This window comes from Streptococcus pseudopneumoniae (assembly GCF_001072665.1).
In the GTDB taxonomy this organism is placed as follows: domain Bacteria; phylum Bacillota; class Bacilli; order Lactobacillales; family Streptococcaceae; genus Streptococcus; species Streptococcus pseudopneumoniae_S.
This window is the reverse complement of the sequence record NZ_JVJI01000016.1, coordinates 1-15,618: the sequence shown is the minus strand read 5'-3', so window position 1 is coordinate 15,618 and position 15,618 is coordinate 1. Positions and strand designations below refer to the sequence as shown.

At 35.3% G+C, this 15,618-nt stretch carries 11 protein-coding genes; 5 read left to right on the top strand and 6 right to left on the bottom strand.

Features of this window, described 5'->3' with window-relative positions; all coding sequences use genetic code 11:
- From rodZ to yfmF, 3 genes are read right to left on the bottom strand one after another with little or no spacing between them, the layout of a single operon-like run.
- Nucleotides 1-828 (bottom strand): cytoskeleton protein RodZ, encoded by an 828-nt coding sequence (gene rodZ / locus ADH52_RS01385; RefSeq protein ID WP_049509625.1) that lies wholly within the window; start codon nucleotides 826-828, stop codon nucleotides 1-3.
- Between the two features lie 41 nt (nucleotides 829-869).
- The gene (gene yfmH / locus ADH52_RS01380) at nucleotides 870-2,153 is read right to left on the bottom strand and encodes an EF-P 5-aminopentanol modification-associated protein YfmH (RefSeq protein WP_049509623.1); all 1,284 of its coding nucleotides are present in this window, start codon (nucleotides 2,151-2,153) and stop codon (nucleotides 870-872) included.
- Nucleotides 2,150-3,400 (bottom strand): EF-P 5-aminopentanol modification-associated protein YfmF, encoded by a 1,251-nt coding sequence (yfmF, locus tag ADH52_RS01375; protein WP_049509622.1) that lies wholly within the window; start codon nucleotides 3,398-3,400, stop codon nucleotides 2,150-2,152. Before yfmF ends, yfmH begins: the two co-directional genes overlap by 4 nt.
- Before the next feature lie 158 nt (nucleotides 3,401-3,558).
- Between yfmF and yaaA the strand changes: the two genes are divergently transcribed.
- Nucleotides 3,559-3,927, top strand: coding sequence for a S4 domain-containing protein YaaA (gene yaaA, locus ADH52_RS01370; protein WP_049491111.1), 369 nt, complete (start codon nucleotides 3,559-3,561; stop codon nucleotides 3,925-3,927).
- A 2-nt stretch (nucleotides 3,928-3,929) separates the two neighbouring features.
- A complete protein-coding gene (recF, locus tag ADH52_RS01365) occupies nucleotides 3,930-5,021 on the top strand; it encodes a DNA replication/repair protein RecF (protein ID WP_049509620.1) in 1,092 nt (363 codons plus the stop codon).
- A gap of 56 nt (nucleotides 5,022-5,077) precedes the next feature.
- Here the strand turns inward: recF and guaB are convergent, their stop codons facing one another.
- Both guaB and trpS read right to left on the bottom strand, forming a co-directional pair.
- Nucleotides 5,078-6,556 carry an IMP dehydrogenase gene (gene guaB / locus ADH52_RS01360; RefSeq protein WP_033682529.1) on the bottom strand — a complete coding sequence of 493 codons (1,479 nt, stop codon included), beginning with the start codon at nucleotides 6,554-6,556 and terminating at the stop codon, nucleotides 5,078-5,080.
- 151 nt (nucleotides 6,557-6,707) lie between these two features.
- Nucleotides 6,708-7,733: a tryptophan--tRNA ligase gene (trpS, locus tag ADH52_RS01355; protein WP_049491108.1), complete on the bottom strand. Its 1,026-nt coding sequence runs from the start codon at nucleotides 7,731-7,733 to the stop codon at nucleotides 6,708-6,710.
- 205 nt (nucleotides 7,734-7,938) lie between these two features.
- Here trpS and ADH52_RS01350 point away from each other — a divergent pair, with 205 nt between their 5' ends.
- The gene (locus tag ADH52_RS01350) at nucleotides 7,939-9,561 is read left to right on the top strand and encodes an ATP-binding cassette domain-containing protein (protein WP_000958767.1); all 1,623 of its coding nucleotides are present in this window, start codon (nucleotides 7,939-7,941) and stop codon (nucleotides 9,559-9,561) included.
- A gap of 58 nt (nucleotides 9,562-9,619) precedes the next feature.
- Entirely contained in the window at nucleotides 9,620-12,163 is a 2,544-nt protein-coding gene (locus ADH52_RS01345; RefSeq protein ID WP_049487631.1) for a YfhO family protein, read from the top strand.
- A 29-nt stretch (nucleotides 12,164-12,192) separates the two neighbouring features.
- Here the strand turns inward: ADH52_RS01345 and ADH52_RS01340 are convergent, their stop codons facing one another.
- Nucleotides 12,193-14,847, bottom strand: coding sequence for a YhgE/Pip domain-containing protein (locus ADH52_RS01340; protein ID WP_049509616.1), 2,655 nt, complete (start codon nucleotides 14,845-14,847; stop codon nucleotides 12,193-12,195).
- A gap of 127 nt (nucleotides 14,848-14,974) precedes the next feature.
- On the opposite strand from ADH52_RS01340, the gene ADH52_RS01335 reads away from it, so the two are divergent.
- Nucleotides 14,975-15,517: a TetR/AcrR family transcriptional regulator gene (locus ADH52_RS01335; RefSeq protein WP_049509614.1), complete on the top strand. Its 543-nt coding sequence runs from the start codon at nucleotides 14,975-14,977 to the stop codon at nucleotides 15,515-15,517.
- Nucleotides 15,518-15,618: the final 101 nt, after the last annotated feature.

Sequence of the window (15,618 nt, the reverse complement as noted above, 5' to 3'; positions counted from 1 at the left end):
TTAATTTCTAGTAAAGGTTACAGTGATTTGTCCAGTTTGAGCTGTTAATTTCGATAAATCAACAGTCTGATCATCTACTGTTAAAGCAACACCTTTGACAACACCTAAAGTAATGGTCACAGGATTTTTTGTTGAAACTGTTGTTTCTGCACTTTTATTATCCGGTGATAAGGTCACACCACCCTCAAGCTCACTTTCTGAAACACTAACCCAACTTCTAGCATCTGAAACCGATAATTGCAATTTTGCGGTTTCCTTACTTGTTTTATAAGCGATTTCTACATAATTTCCTTCACCTGATACACTTATAACTGGTTCAATATTCGAAGAGCTACTTGATGAACCACTACTTGAAGATGGAGTTGCAGAACTAGTCGAGCTTGTTGCTTGGACTACACTATAACTAGACGCAGATGAACGCTCCGGTTGAGTCTGAATATAATTCCAAACATAATAAGTCACAAAAATGACAATCGATAGTGCAAAGAGTATAAAATAAAATAAAGGTAAAAATGATGTCTTATTTTTCTTACTTGAACGTCTCCTACCTGTCAACTCCTCTTCATCAACATCTACTTCCTCATAAGTAATCATGCTCCCAGAATCATAAGCATCCAAGACAATTCGCTCATCTAGCTCAACTGCCCACGCATACTTTCTCAAAAAAGAACGAGTATAAAATGGACTAGGAAGTTGATCAAAATCATCAGCTTCCATCGCTTCCAACATATCCAACTGAATTTCTGTTTTTTTGTGTAATTCTTCTAAAGTCAACCCTTGGTTGGTTCTAGCTAAACGTAAAACCTCACCAATTGTTTTTTTCCTCATACTTGTCATTCCTTCTTTCTAGTATCGATTATGATAGGTTACTACGATGGGAATATTGTAAAATCAACTATATCACCATCATCTATTAAATGATGTCCAGCATCAAGGACATCCTCCAAAGTAATTTCCTGTAAAATTTTCGGCAAATCAAAAATTGTCTCACCATTTTCAAAAGCATCATATTGCGTTGCAATAAATTCAAGAGAGTTCATGCTACTGAAAAATTCTCCAAACATCTCTCTTTTGATAATGTCTAAATGATCCTCTGTAATATCTATATCCTTTGTGAAATTACGAATAGCCTTTTTAAACTGATGAGATAAAGCAACTGGCTCTTTTGTATCCATTGTCAACATAACAAAATGAAAACGACTTGTTACTTCAACTTCCAGAGATAAGGACGCATCAATTTTACCTGATTCATATAATTTCTGAAAACGATCCGAAGTCCAACCAAACATCATTGCAAACAATAATTTTAATAAAATATGATATCGATAGCAATCCGCTTCAGCAACTTCTTGCTTACCTCTAATACCAATCGCTAGTTTGGGAGAAGACACTTCCATTCTCATACTGTCTGTTTGCTTTACATCTTGTAAAACAAGCTTTTCTCTTACTACTTCCTGAACATCTAAATCTTTCAGTTCTTTGCTTTCAAAATAGTCCTGTACTCGTTCCACATCAAAATTACCAACTAAAAACAGAGACATGTTTACAGGTTTGTAAAATCTTGTAAAATTTTCTTGCAAATTAGTTAGATTGATTTGGGAAATTGACTCCTCACTTCCAACTATATCAGTTGCTAAAGGTGTACCAGGATACAAATTCGCTAAAGTTGAAAAGAATAAACACGAATCTGGATCATCTTGATACATTTCTCGTTCTTGCTGTATAATATCCTGCTCCCTTAAAATAGAATCTTCAGTAAATTGTGCTGATGTTACCAATTCATCAAGTAAGTCCAAATTTTCTAAAAAATGATCCGTTGCTGAAAAAAGATAACTTGTTTTTGTAAAGCTTGTAAAGGCATTACTATCTGCACCTAGACTCGTAAAAGCCGACATCAAATCGCTAGCATCTTCTCTCTCAAATAATTTATGTTCAAGAAAATGAGCAATTCCCGCAGGATATTCTTTTACATATCCGTCAACTTCTGTTACAAGCGTATCTACCGAACCAAACTGTACAGTTACACTCCCGTAAACCTCTTTAAATTCCTTTTTAGGCAAAAGAGCAACTGTCAATCCATTTGACAAACGAGTTCGATAAACCATTTCTTTTACAGCTGGATAGTATTTTTCTTCAAAAACAACCTTTGTCATTCTATTCCTTCCATAAAGTAAATCGCCTGTAGTTTCACATTATTTGCTGCTCTACAAATAGCCTCTTTATCAACTTGCTCGAGTTTTGCAATCCAACTTTTAAAGTCTGCTGAAGATTTTCCAAGCAAGGCATTTTGATAAGCACGTTCAATCAATGAACTTTGATTATCTTGAGAAAGCAACAGAGACCGACGAATCATTTCCTTTGTTTGCTCTAACTCAAGCTCTGTAAAATAACCTTTTTTTAAATCAAGCAGTTGATTATTCATCATTTTACGAGCCTGGTTCCGATTTTCTCGATCGATACCAGCATACATCCTCAAGAATCCACTAAATAAATCAAGCTGACTTGAAATAGTATAAGCCAATCCAGCATTTTCACGGACGTTTGTAAAGAGCTTAGAATGAGCAAATTCACCAAGTAAACCATTCATTACAATCATGGGTAAATGTTTCTCATCACCATATTCAGAAGGGTAATGATAACCCAATTCCAAAATGGATTGTCCCACATTTTTCCGAACCATACCTTCCTGAAGGATATTAGAATATGGTTGACAATACTGAACTTTTACATCTCCTTCTCGACCTTTGAAGCCAAATGATTCTAATACATTTTGAATTTCAACCTCATTAAAATCACCTAGGAAAAAGAAATCTATTCGATCATTAGCCAAAAATTCTTGGAAACAAGAATAAGAACTTTGTGGAGTTTCAGCTAAAATACGATTTCGTAAATCACTGTATTCCAATTTGAGACGTTCATCATAAAAAAATAATTTATCTAATTCTTTATGTGCGAAATAAAATGAATCATCCATATCAGCTGCTAAACTTGCTAGCAATTGTTTTTTCTCAATTTCAAATAAGGCCGGATCAAATCCATTATCAACTACTATGGGTGAAAAAAGAGTTTCTTTTACAAGTTCCAAAACCTGAGAAGTTAGAACATTTTTCCTACTTAAAAACTCATCACGAACATAGGTAAATGTCAATTCTACAATATGACTTTGCCCTCTTCTGAAACAATTGGTTGACATATCTGTACCGTATAGACTGGCCAAATGTTTTCTCAAATCTTGAGAAGTAGGATACATCTGATTAGCAGTCTCTAGCACACTCGCACTCAACATGCGACCTGCAATCGTATCAAGAGATAATGGAGTGGTAAAACGCACGGCGATTTTGTTCGTTTTAAACTTTTTTGATTGGATAAAATGTGTTGAAATTCCATGCACTAACTCCATGATTTACCTCCTTATATACAGACTTCTATTATATCACGAAAAACTGAAATTTTCTTGTTCTCTGTAACACTTTTGAAATAAAAATCGCTTACATTATTCCTTGTTTCTCTCACTATTTTTAGGAAAATATGGTATAATACCAAAGATTGAGGTGAATTATGGAATACAAATTATTTGAAGAATTTATTACCCTCCAAGCACTACTCAAAGAACTTGGAATTACACATAGCGGAGGAGCTATCAAATCATTTCTCTCTGAACATTCTGTTTACTTTAATGGAGAATTAGAGAGTCGTCGTGGTAAAAAACTTCGTATTGGCGATAAAGTTGACATCCCTGACATGAATATTGACATCTTGTTGACACAACCTACTTTTGAAGAACAAGAGGAGTATCAGGCTGATAAAGTTGAAAAAAAACGAATCGCTAAACTCGTCAAGGAGATGAATAAGGGAGTAAAGAAAGACAACTCTAAACCTACTTCATCACCAAAAAGCAAACAAGCTCCACGATTCCCTGGTAGATAATCATGTGGCTACAACACCTATCTCTCAAAACTTTTCGTAACTACAAAGAGACGAAAATAGACTTTAATCCTAAATTAAATGTCTTTTTAGGACGCAATGCACAAGGTAAAACAAATATGTTAGAGGCTATCTATTTTTTAGCCTTAACACGCAGTCATCGAACTCGAACTGATAAAAATCTCATTCATTTTGATGAGGAACAGCTTCATCTTTCAGGTCTTGTTCAAAAACAAACGGGATCCATTCCTCTCGAAATCGAACTAACACAAAAAGGGCGTGTGACAAAAGTTAATCACTTAAAACAGGCACGACTTTCAGATTACGTAGGACACATGAATGTTGTCTTATTTGCTCCGGAAGATTTACAACTAATTAAAGGAGCACCTTCAGTTCGACGAAAATTCATTGATATGGAGCTTGGACAAATTAAGCCAATCTATTTATCTGACTTAACCAATTATAACCATATCCTTAAGCAAAGAAATACCTATTTAAAATCAGCTCAAACAATAGATGAAACCTTCCTTTCAGTACTAGATGATCAGCTAGTCAATTATGGATGTCGTGTAATGAAACACCGCTTAGATTTCATAAAAAAACTAGAATATTTTGGTCGTAAGAAACATTTTGAAATCTCTAATCAGATTGAAGAACTGTCAATATCCTATCAATCTTCTGTCAAGATAACTGACAAAGAAGATTTATCTGAATCTTTCAAAATTGCTTTAGAAAAAAGTAGGTCCAGAGATTTGTTTAAAAAGAATACTGGTGTTGGTCCTCATCGAGATGATATTTCTTTTTATATAAATGGGATGGATGCTTGTTTTGGAAGTCAAGGTCAACATCGTAGTCTCGTCCTCTCGATAAAATTAGCAGAAATTGAATTAATGGAAAGTATTACTACAGAATCTCCAATATTACTACTTGACGATGTTATGAGCGAACTTGACAACACTAGACAACTAAAATTATTAGAAACGATTTCTCATTCAATCCAAACCTTTATTACAACAACAAGCTTAGATCATCTTCAAAATCTGCCAGAAAATCTAAGTATCTTTACTATTCAGGATGGTAAAGTTACTGTAAACTAAAATTGACAACATCGTAAAAGAACTCCTGTTTTCACGGGAGTTCTTTTCATTGTTTATTACATAGAATAATTTGGTGCCTCATTCGTAATTTGTACATCATGAGGATGGCTCTCTTTCAAACCAGCACCAGACATTTCAATAAATTGAGCATTATCGTGTAGTTCTTTAAGGTTAGCTGCACCACAGTAACCCATACCAGAGCGAATACCACCAATCATTTGGAAGACAATATCAGCTGCCGCTCCTTTATAAGCAACACGACCTTCAATTCCTTCGGGAACGAGTTTGTTTGCTTCGTTGACAGAGCCTTGGAAGTAACGATCGCTTGAACCTTTCTTCATAGCAGCAATTGATCCCATACCACGGTAAGTCTTAAACTTACGTCCTTGGAAGATTTCAGTTTCGCCTGGAGCTTCATCAGTTCCAGCAAACATTGATCCAAGCATAACTGCATTTCCACCTGCAGCAAGGGCTTTTACAATATCTCCAGAATACTTGATTCCACCGTCAGCAATAATAGTTTTACCATATTCACGCGCAACAGCTGCAGCATCGTAGATAGCCGTTACTTGCGGAACACCAACACCAGCAATAACACGAGTAGTACAGATAGAACCTGGTCCAATACCAACCTTGACAACGTCTACACCTGCTTCATAAAGAGCACGTGCACCTTCAGCAGTAGCAATATTTCCAGCAATCAAAGTACGGTCTGGGAAATGAGCACGAATCTCAGCAATTTTACGCAAGACACCTGCAGAATGACCATGCGCAGTATCAATAACAATCGCATCCGCTCCTGCCTCAAAAAGAGCCTCTGCACGTTCAAATGTATCTGAAGTAACACCTACTGCACCTGCAACTAGAAGACGACCAAACTCATCTTTAGCCGCATTTGGAAACTCAATAACTTTTTCAATATCTTTGATGGTAATCAAACCAGAAAGACGGCCTTCTTCATCTACCAACGGAAGTTTTTCAATACGGTGTTCTTGAAGAATGCTTTCAGCCGTTACAAGATCTGTACCCACAGGAGCAGTCACAAGATTTTCACTGGTCATATGGTTTGAAATTGGTTGGTTATAATCTGAAATAAAACGAAGATCTCGGTTTGTCAAAATACCAACCAATTTACGATTTTCAAGTGTTTCAACAACTGGAACACCACTGATGCGGTAACGACCCATAAGCTCATCTGCTTCAGCAATTGTATGTTCAGGTGTCAAGAAGAACGGATCAATAATAACTCCATTTTCAGAACGTTTTACCTTGCGAACCTCGTCTGCTTGTTGAGCAATTGACATGTTTTTATGGATAACTCCGAGACCACCTGCACGAGCAATAGCAATGGCCATTTGACTCTCTGTAACTGTGTCCATGGCAGCGGTAATAATTGGGATATTTAAAGTCAAATTATCTGCCAATTTAGTTGTTAAATCTGCATCGTTAGGCAACACATGACTTTCAGCTGGAATAAGCAATACATCATCAAAGGTAAAACCTTTTTTCAAAAATTTAGTGTCCCAATTAGACATTCGAAGTTTCCTCTTTTCTTTCTTTTTGAGCTTGACTCTTTTTATATTGTATCTATCATACCATTCTATAAAAATTTGTCAAATGTTACAGGGGTAAATAAAAAACTATCTTTTCTTCGAGATAGAAATGATAGTTTCTTGTAAAATAAACTTAGTTAAAGTAATGAAGTCCCATTGCTCCTTTAACCTCAGATAGGGTTTGACCTGCAACTTCACGCGCTCTTTCACTACCTTTTTGAAGCATATTATAAACTTCTCCCATATCCTTAGCAAATTCAATACGGCGCTCACGAATAGGACCCAGTTCACGTTCTAATATTTCAAGTAGATAACGCTTGGTCTTCACATCACCAAGACCACCTCGTTGATAATGTTCTTTCATGTCAGCAATTTCTTGAGCATCTTCTGGACGACCAAAAACATCTAGATAATGGAAAACCATATTTCCCTCAATCTTACCTGGATCTTCCACTCGAATATGATCTGGATCTGTATACATACTCATTACTTTTTTACGCAAAGTATCCGCATCATCAGCTAAATAAATACCGTTATTAAGGGACTTAGACATTTTAGCATTTCCATCTAAACCAGGCAAACGCCCTGCTCTCTCATTTTCTGGATAAATACCTTCCGGCTCTACCAAGACATCACAGTTATATGCATTATTAAAAGAACGAACAATTTCACGAGTTTGCTCAATCATTGGTTTCTGATCTGTCCCAACAGGAACATAATTAGCCTTGAAAGCTGTGATGTCAGCTGCTTGAGCTATTGGATAGACCAAGAATCCTGTCGGAATGCTTTGTCCAAATCCTTTCTGAGCAATTTCTGTCTTGACAGTTGGATTACGCTCCAAACGTGCCAATGAAACTAGATTCATATAATACATAGACAACTCAGCCAACTCTGGAATTTGACTTTGAATAAAGATTGTCGATTTACTTGGATTCAATCCAACTGCAAGATAATCCAAAGCAACATTTCCGATAGACTCTACAATTGTTTGAGGGTCTTTAGCATGATCTGTCAAAGCTTGTTGGTCAGCCAAGAACACAAACATATCATACTTATCCTCTTCCTGTAATAAAACTCTATTTTTGAGACTTCCAACATAATGTCCAATATGCAATTTTCCTGTTGGACGGTCTCCTGTTAAAATAATGGGTTTAATCATTTTATTCTCCTTCGATATAGTCCCTTCAATTATAGCATTTTTTTAATGAAATAACCGTAATTTATCAAAATAAATCAGCCTTTCTATTTACGGATTCGTGTAAAGTATGCTGTAAATTTAATTTACACAAAATTGACAGATAAAAATTTGAATATTTCCGTATTTTCTAGTAGAATAAATATATTACACATATAGGAGAAAAACATTGCTTACAGTATCTGATGTTTCACTACGTTTTAGTGATCGCAAACTTTTTGATGATGTCAATATCAAATTTACAGAAGGAAATACTTACGGATTAATCGGTGCTAATGGTGCCGGAAAATCAACCTTTTTAAAAATTTTAGCTGGAGATATCGAACCTACTACTGGTCACATCTCTCTTGGTCCAGATGAACGTCTCTCTGTTCTTCGTCAAAATCACTTTGACTATGAAGATGAACGTGCCATTGATGTCGTTATCATGGGAAATGAAAAACTTTATAGCATCATGAAAGAGAAAGATGCCATCTACATGAAGGAAGATTTCTCAGATGAGGATGGAGTGCGTGCTGCCGAACTTGAAGGAGAGTTTGCCGAGCTTGGAGGATGGGAAGCAGAAAGTGAAGCCTCTCAACTCCTTCAAAACCTAAATATCCCAGAAGAATTGCACTATCAAAATATGAGCGAATTGGCCAACGGTGAAAAAGTAAAGGTTCTCCTCGCCAAAGCACTTTTCGGTAAACCTGATGTTCTTCTCTTGGATGAGCCTACCAATGGTTTAGATATCCAATCAATTACATGGCTAGAAGACTTCTTGATTGATTTTGATAACACCGTTATTGTTGTATCCCATGACCGTCACTTCTTAAACAAAGTATGTACTCACATGGCCGACCTTGACTTTGGAAAAATCAAACTCTATGTCGGGAACTACGACTTCTGGAAGGAATCTTCTGAGCTCGCTGCTAAATTACTAGCAGACCGTAATGCCAAAGCAGAAGAAAAAATTAAGCAATTGCAAGAGTTCGTTGCTCGTTTCTCTGCTAATGCTTCTAAATCAAGACAAGCAACATCACGTAAGAAAATGCTTGATAAGATTGAACTTGAAGAAATTGTACCATCTAGTCGTAAATATCCATTTATCAACTTTAAAGCGGAACGTGAGATTGGTAATGATCTCTTGACAGTAGAAAATCTATCTGTAAAGATTGATGGTGAGACTATTTTAGATAATATCAGCTTTATCTTGCGTCCAGGTGATAAAACAGCACTTATTGGACAAAATGACATCCAAACGACTGCATTAATTCGTGCAATCATGGGTGACATTGACTATGAAGGAACTGTCAAGTGGGGAGTAACTACTAGCCGTTCTTACTTGCCAAAAGATAACTCGGCAGATTTTGCAGGGGGAGAATCAATTCTTGACTGGTTGCGTCAATTCGCAAGTAAAGAAGAAGATGACAATACTTTTCTACGTGGCTTCCTCGGCCGTATGCTCTTCTCTGGAGATGAGGTTAACAAACCTGTAAATGTCTTGTCAGGGGGAGAAAAAGTTCGTGTCATGCTTTCAAAACTTATGCTCTTAAAATCAAATGTCCTTGTACTTGATGATCCAACCAATCACTTGGACTTGGAATCTATCTCAAGCTTGAATGATGGATTGAAAAACTTTAAAGAATCAATCATCTTTGCCAGCCATGACCACGAGTTTATTCAAACTCTAGCTAACCATATCATTGTCTTGTCTAAAAATGGCGTCATTGACCGTATCGATGAAACCTATGATGAATTCCTAGAAAATGCAGAAGTACAAGCAAAAGTTAAAGAACTTTGGAAAGACTAAAATCTTCAAAACTCAGTTGGGTTAACCAGCTGAGTTTTCTAACATTTTATGAGGTAACATGAAATTATTTTTTAAAACATATTGGACCTGTTTTGTTTCTTTCATCATTCCCGTAATCATTATGATAGGAGTATATCTATCTCAAGGTATCTACTGGAATAGCGATACATCTCCACTATTAGGAGATGGGTTTCATCAATACGTTATTTTTGATGTAGCTTTACGAAATATCCTACACGAAAATGGTAGTTTGTTCTACACCTTTACAAGTGGCCTCGGATTAAATTTCTATGCCCTATCTAGTTATTACTTGGGAAGTTTCCTTTCACCACTAGTTTACTTTTTTGATCTAACTAATATGCCAGATGCTGTCTATCTGACAACTCTCTTAAAATTTGGATTGATTGGACTGTCAACTTACTTTAGTTTAAATAAATTATTTAAATCGATTCCTAAGCCTTTAAAACTAGCTTTATCTACTTCCTATGCTCTGATGAGTTTCACTGTCAGTCAATTAGAGATAAAAACCTGGCTAGATGTTTTTATCTTGATTCCTTTAATTATAACTGGTTTACAGCTACTTATCACTGAAAAGAAATTCCTATTGTACTTTACAAGTCTGTCAATCTTATTTATCCAAAATTATTATTTTGGCTATATGACAGCACTGTTTCTTATTTTCTGGTATCTCTGTCAAATTTCTTGGGATTTTAAAACACGAAAATCATCTGTTCTTGATTTCATAGTTATCTCCTTTTTAGCTGGTATGGCTAGTTTGATTCTGACTCTTCCTACTCTATTTGATTTACAGACACATGGAGAAAAATTAACTGAAGTTACAAAGTTTCAAACTGAAAGTAGCTGGTATCTTGATCTCTTTGCTAAGCAATTCATTGGTTCCTTTGACACAACAAAGTATGGGGCTATCCCAATGATTTTTGTTGGACTGCTTCCCTTTATTTTAACTATTTTATTTTTTACGCTGAAATCTATTAAGTTTCACGTGAAACTGATCTATGCAATCTTCTTTACATTTTTAATTGCAAGCTTTTATATAGAAGCCCTTGATTTATTTTGGCAAGGCATGCATACTCCAAACATGTTTTTACATCGCTATGCTTGGATTTTCTCTACCTTGTTAATTTACACAGCAGCGGAAGTCTTAAATCGTCTAAGAGAAATTAAAATCTGGAACTTTTTAGTTTCGCTTTTTCTTGTAGTAACAGGATTTTTAGCTACCATCTATCTAAAATCGCATTATTCTTTTTTAACAGATTTGAATATTCTGCTGACTCTTGAATTTTTGGTTGTCTATTCGCTTTTACTCCTTGCATTTATCAAAAAGTTTATCTCTGTAAATCTATTTGCCATTCTAATCTCTTTATTTATAATGGTTGAAATAAGTTTAAATGCTTCATCTCAAATGGACGGAATTGCAAAGGAATGGGGATTTGCTTCTCGAAGTGCATATAGTAGAGATATCCCAGCTATGGAATCTTTCTCAACATATATTGAGGATCCATTTACTCGTACTGAGAAACTACAAACTCAGACAGGGAATGATAGTATGAAATTTAACTACAATGGAATATCTCAATTTTCATCTGTTCGAAATCGTTCAGCAAGCTCTACTTTGGATAAACTTGGCTTTAAATCCTCTGGGACCAATCTCAATCTCCGTTATGCAAATAATAGTATTTTGGCTGATAGTTTATTTGGCATCCAGTACAATATCTCAGACAGTCCTATTGATAAGTATGGTTTCCAAGATATCTATCAAAAAGATAATCTTACCCTATATGAAAATCAATACTCTCTTCCGATTGCATTTGCTAGTCAATCTATTTACAATGATGTCAAGTTCAATGAACATACTTTAGATAATCAAGCCTCGTTTTTAAATCAACTTGCTGACGTCAATTTTGATTATTTTTCTCCAATACCCTATGAAAAAACAGAGAATACTGATGATTTGATTACTGTTACAAGTTCTTCAAATGAAGATGCAGCAATCCAATATCAAATTGAAGTGCCAGAAAACAGCCAAGTTTATCTTTCTTTCACAAACCTTCACTTTTCTAATGATAAACAAAAGAAAGTTGACATCCTTGTCAATGGGGAAAAGAAAACTTTTACAACTGATAATGTCTTCTCCTTCTTTAATCTAGGCTATACAAAAGAGAAAAAAACTTTCAATATTAATGTTAGTTTCCCTGGAAATTCACAGGTATCATTTGAATCTCCTGCCTTCTATCGTTTAGATACCAAAACTTTCACCGAGGCAATTCAAAAAATTAAAGAACAACCAGTAACGGTATCAACTTCTAAAAACAAAGTCTTTGCTACATATGATGTTAAACAAAATACGTCCATTTTCTTCACCATTCCTTATGATAAAGGCTGGTCTGCCTACCAAGATGGTAAGAAAATAGAAATTAAACAAGCTCAAACTGGTTTTATGAAAGTTGACGTTCCTAAGGGAAAAGGAACTATTACACTTTCCTTTATTCCCAATAGTTTTATTACTGGAGCAATTTGTTCCTTTACTTCTCTCTTACTATTTGGAATCTATAATCACAGACGAAAGTCATCTAAAGCATAAAAAATCGACCAATTAATCGGTCGATTTTTTTAATCTTCTTCCATTTTCTTAGGTCGATAGGCTAGCATACCTAAACCAGTAAATAGGGCTAATATCACAGCAAGGAAAATGACTTGATGATGAATATTTCCTGTCATAGAGATTGTTTGTCGTAATCCCGAAACTGAATAACTCATTGGTAACCAAGGATTGATGGCTCTAAAGAAATCATTTGTCAAAGCAAGTGGGTAAGTACCTGCACTTGATGCTAACTGTAATAAAAGCAAAATAAGAGAAAAGAAAGCTCCTATACGGCTATTCCATGTTGTTAAAGCAGTCACCATGGACATGAATACTAAACTTGTTAGGATAATGAGAATAAATGTTCTCATCTCATGATTAGCCGTTAGACCAATAAGATGAACTCCTCCATATACCAAAATTCCTGCCAAAACAGCTATAATACCATTTATTTCTGCTCGAGATTTCAACCAAGCCCAACGACTCTCTGGATGACGTCCTGAAGGCAGCTTCGCAAAGATCATATTTGTTGATATTGCTGCAACAAAAAGAGCAACTGATATCATATAAGGAGACATTGCAACTCCATTTACAGGAACTTGATCATTGTCTGTTTTAGAAAGACTGAGAGGATTTGATAAAATCTCTGCATTTTTAGATTCCGTAGATGCTGATTTGAGTTGATCACTAGCATTACTCAATCCTTGTCCTAAAGAAGCAACTCCTGTCTGTAAACCTTCCAAGCCAGAAGTTAACTTTGTTCCACCTTCTGCTAGTTTCCCAGCTCCATCTGCAAATTTATTAGCTCCACTTTCTAATTGAGAAGCACCTGAAATTAACTGACTGGATTTGTCAGCTAGTTGGCTAGAGCCTGACTGTAATTTATCAACTCCTGCTATCAATTCTTGACTCTTTTGATTCAATTCATTATAGCCATTTGATAATTTTTCAATACCAGACACTAATTCTGGAGTTTTCCCAGCTAGAGTATCCAAACCAGTTGTCAATTTTGAAGAGTTTTCTGTCAACTTGATTGAGCCAGAAACCAATTGATCCAAACTTGTTGTTAAAGTTGTATTCTTTTCACTTAGTTGATTTACACCTAAAGAAATAGTATCCAATCCCTTAGTATACGCATTAACTCCATTTTCAATTGATTGACTTCCGGGAACTAACTGATTATCTAAAGCATTTTGCAACTGTGTAAATCCACTTGACATAGATGTCAAGGAACTAGACGCTATAGGTAAAAGTTGATTTGCTTTAGTCTGTAAAGTAGAAAGATTAGAGACTGGTTGGTTTATACTTCCTAAATTTTCTTTTAAATCTCCTGCCGTCGTTAAAATTGCTTTTGCTGACTCTATCGTAGAATTAGAATTATTTGAAACAGCTTCAGTCAATTCTTTTTTCTGAGTTTCAGTGAGAGATTGATAAGTTGCTGTTGCTTGAAGATTTGTAAGAGTTTTCTCTTGCTCTGCTTGACTATTAGTCACAATAGTTTGAGCAAGAGTCGTTATATTTGTTAAGTCATTAGATATTGTATTTTTAAGATCAGTATTATCTGAAACTGTAACTGATTGGAGAGCCTTATTCAACTCATCTAAACTGCTTGCTAACTGTGTTATATCCTCTTTCTGTTGAGATGAAGTATTTAATTGTGCGGATATTTCTTTGATTCCTTTATTTAATTGAGTAATACTGTCTCTCAATGTATCTGATTGACTTGATAGTTGGTTGGTACCAACAGATAATTTGTCAACTCCGCTTGTATAGGCATTGACACCAACCGAAAATTGACTGAGACCTGAATTGAGTTGTGAAACTCCACCAGCATATGACTTCATCCCTGTATTTAACTGGTTGACACCTGCAACTAATTCTGGAGTTTTCGAAGATAATTGATTAAGTCCTGTGTCAACCTGTGAAACCGCACTTGTATAGTTCTGTAAACCATCATTAAATGTTCCTAAGCCACTATTCAGTTGCTTTACTCCTGTGACATACGTTGTCAACCCTTTTGTAAATTGATCTGTTCCATCCGAAAATGTTAAACTTGAGCTAGCTAAAGTAGCAAGATTTGAAGACAATGTCTGACTTCCTACAGCTAACTGACTGGCCCCGTTAGCCAATTGTTCACTTCCATCGGCTGCCTTCGTTAAACCGTATTTTAAATCACCCATCTTTTGAAATAAAGCTTTAGTATAGGTCTCGGTTACATTGGTAGAAACATTCTGCTTCAATTGTGTCATCGCAGAATCACTCATCTTGCTGGCAATAAAGCTATGACCACTTGAAGTCTGATAATCGATTTGCATTTGCTCTGGATGATCCGTTAAAATAGAAGCTGCTTTTTCGGATAGATCACTTGGTAAAGTCACTACCATATAGTAATCGCCATTTTCTAATCCCTTCTTACCTTCTTCTTCATCTACAAAATGAAAATCCAAGGTTTTATTTTCTTTTAAATTGGATACCATGTCTTTTCCTATAGACATGCTATTACCATTATAGGAGGCTTCTTTATCATTATTGACAACTGCCACAGGTAAGTCATACAATTGACCATATGGATCCCACATTGATGACAAAAATATGATATTGTACAGAGCTGGAATAAGAGAAATCCCTATCATGACAATAATAAAGGTTGGTTTTTTAAAAATTGCTTTCCATTCTTTAAACATAGCTTCTCCTTTTTTAAACATATTGTCTAAAATTTTGATATAATTGATTATACAATAAAAAATCTAGATTACAAGATAAAAAATCCATTTTTAGACATATAGTCTAATTTGTTTACAAGGAGGAAATATGCAAGAAAGTAACAAACGCTTAAAAACAAAGCGAACTATTGAAAATGCTATGGTACAATTACTCATGGAACAGCCATTTGATCAAATTTCTACTGTCAAGCTAGCAGAAAAAGCCGGAATTAGTCGTTCCAGCTTCTATACTCACTATAAGGATAAGTATGATATGATTGAGCACTATCAAAGCAAGCTATTCCATACATTTGAATATATTTTTCAAAAACATGCTCATCATAAAAAAGATGCTATTTTAGAAGTCTTTGAATATCTAGAGTCAGAACCACTTCTGGCTGCCCTTCTTTCTGAAAATGGGACTAAAGAAATCCAAAATTTCTTAAGAAATAAACTTCATATCATGCTCAGTACAGATTTACAAAAACGATTTATACAACTGAATCTCAATACCACTGAATTAGAATACAGTAGCATCTATCTAACTCACGCACTTTTTGGTGTTTGCCAAACTTGGATTGCACATGGAAAAAAAGAAAGTCCTCAAGAAATAACAGACTTCCTCATGAAGATGCTTGGTGATACGAATTGATGCAAAAAAGGGAACAACACTGTGTTCCCTTTTATCTATACTCCGCCAGTAGGACTCGAACCTACGACATCATGATTAACAGTCATGCGCTACTACCAACT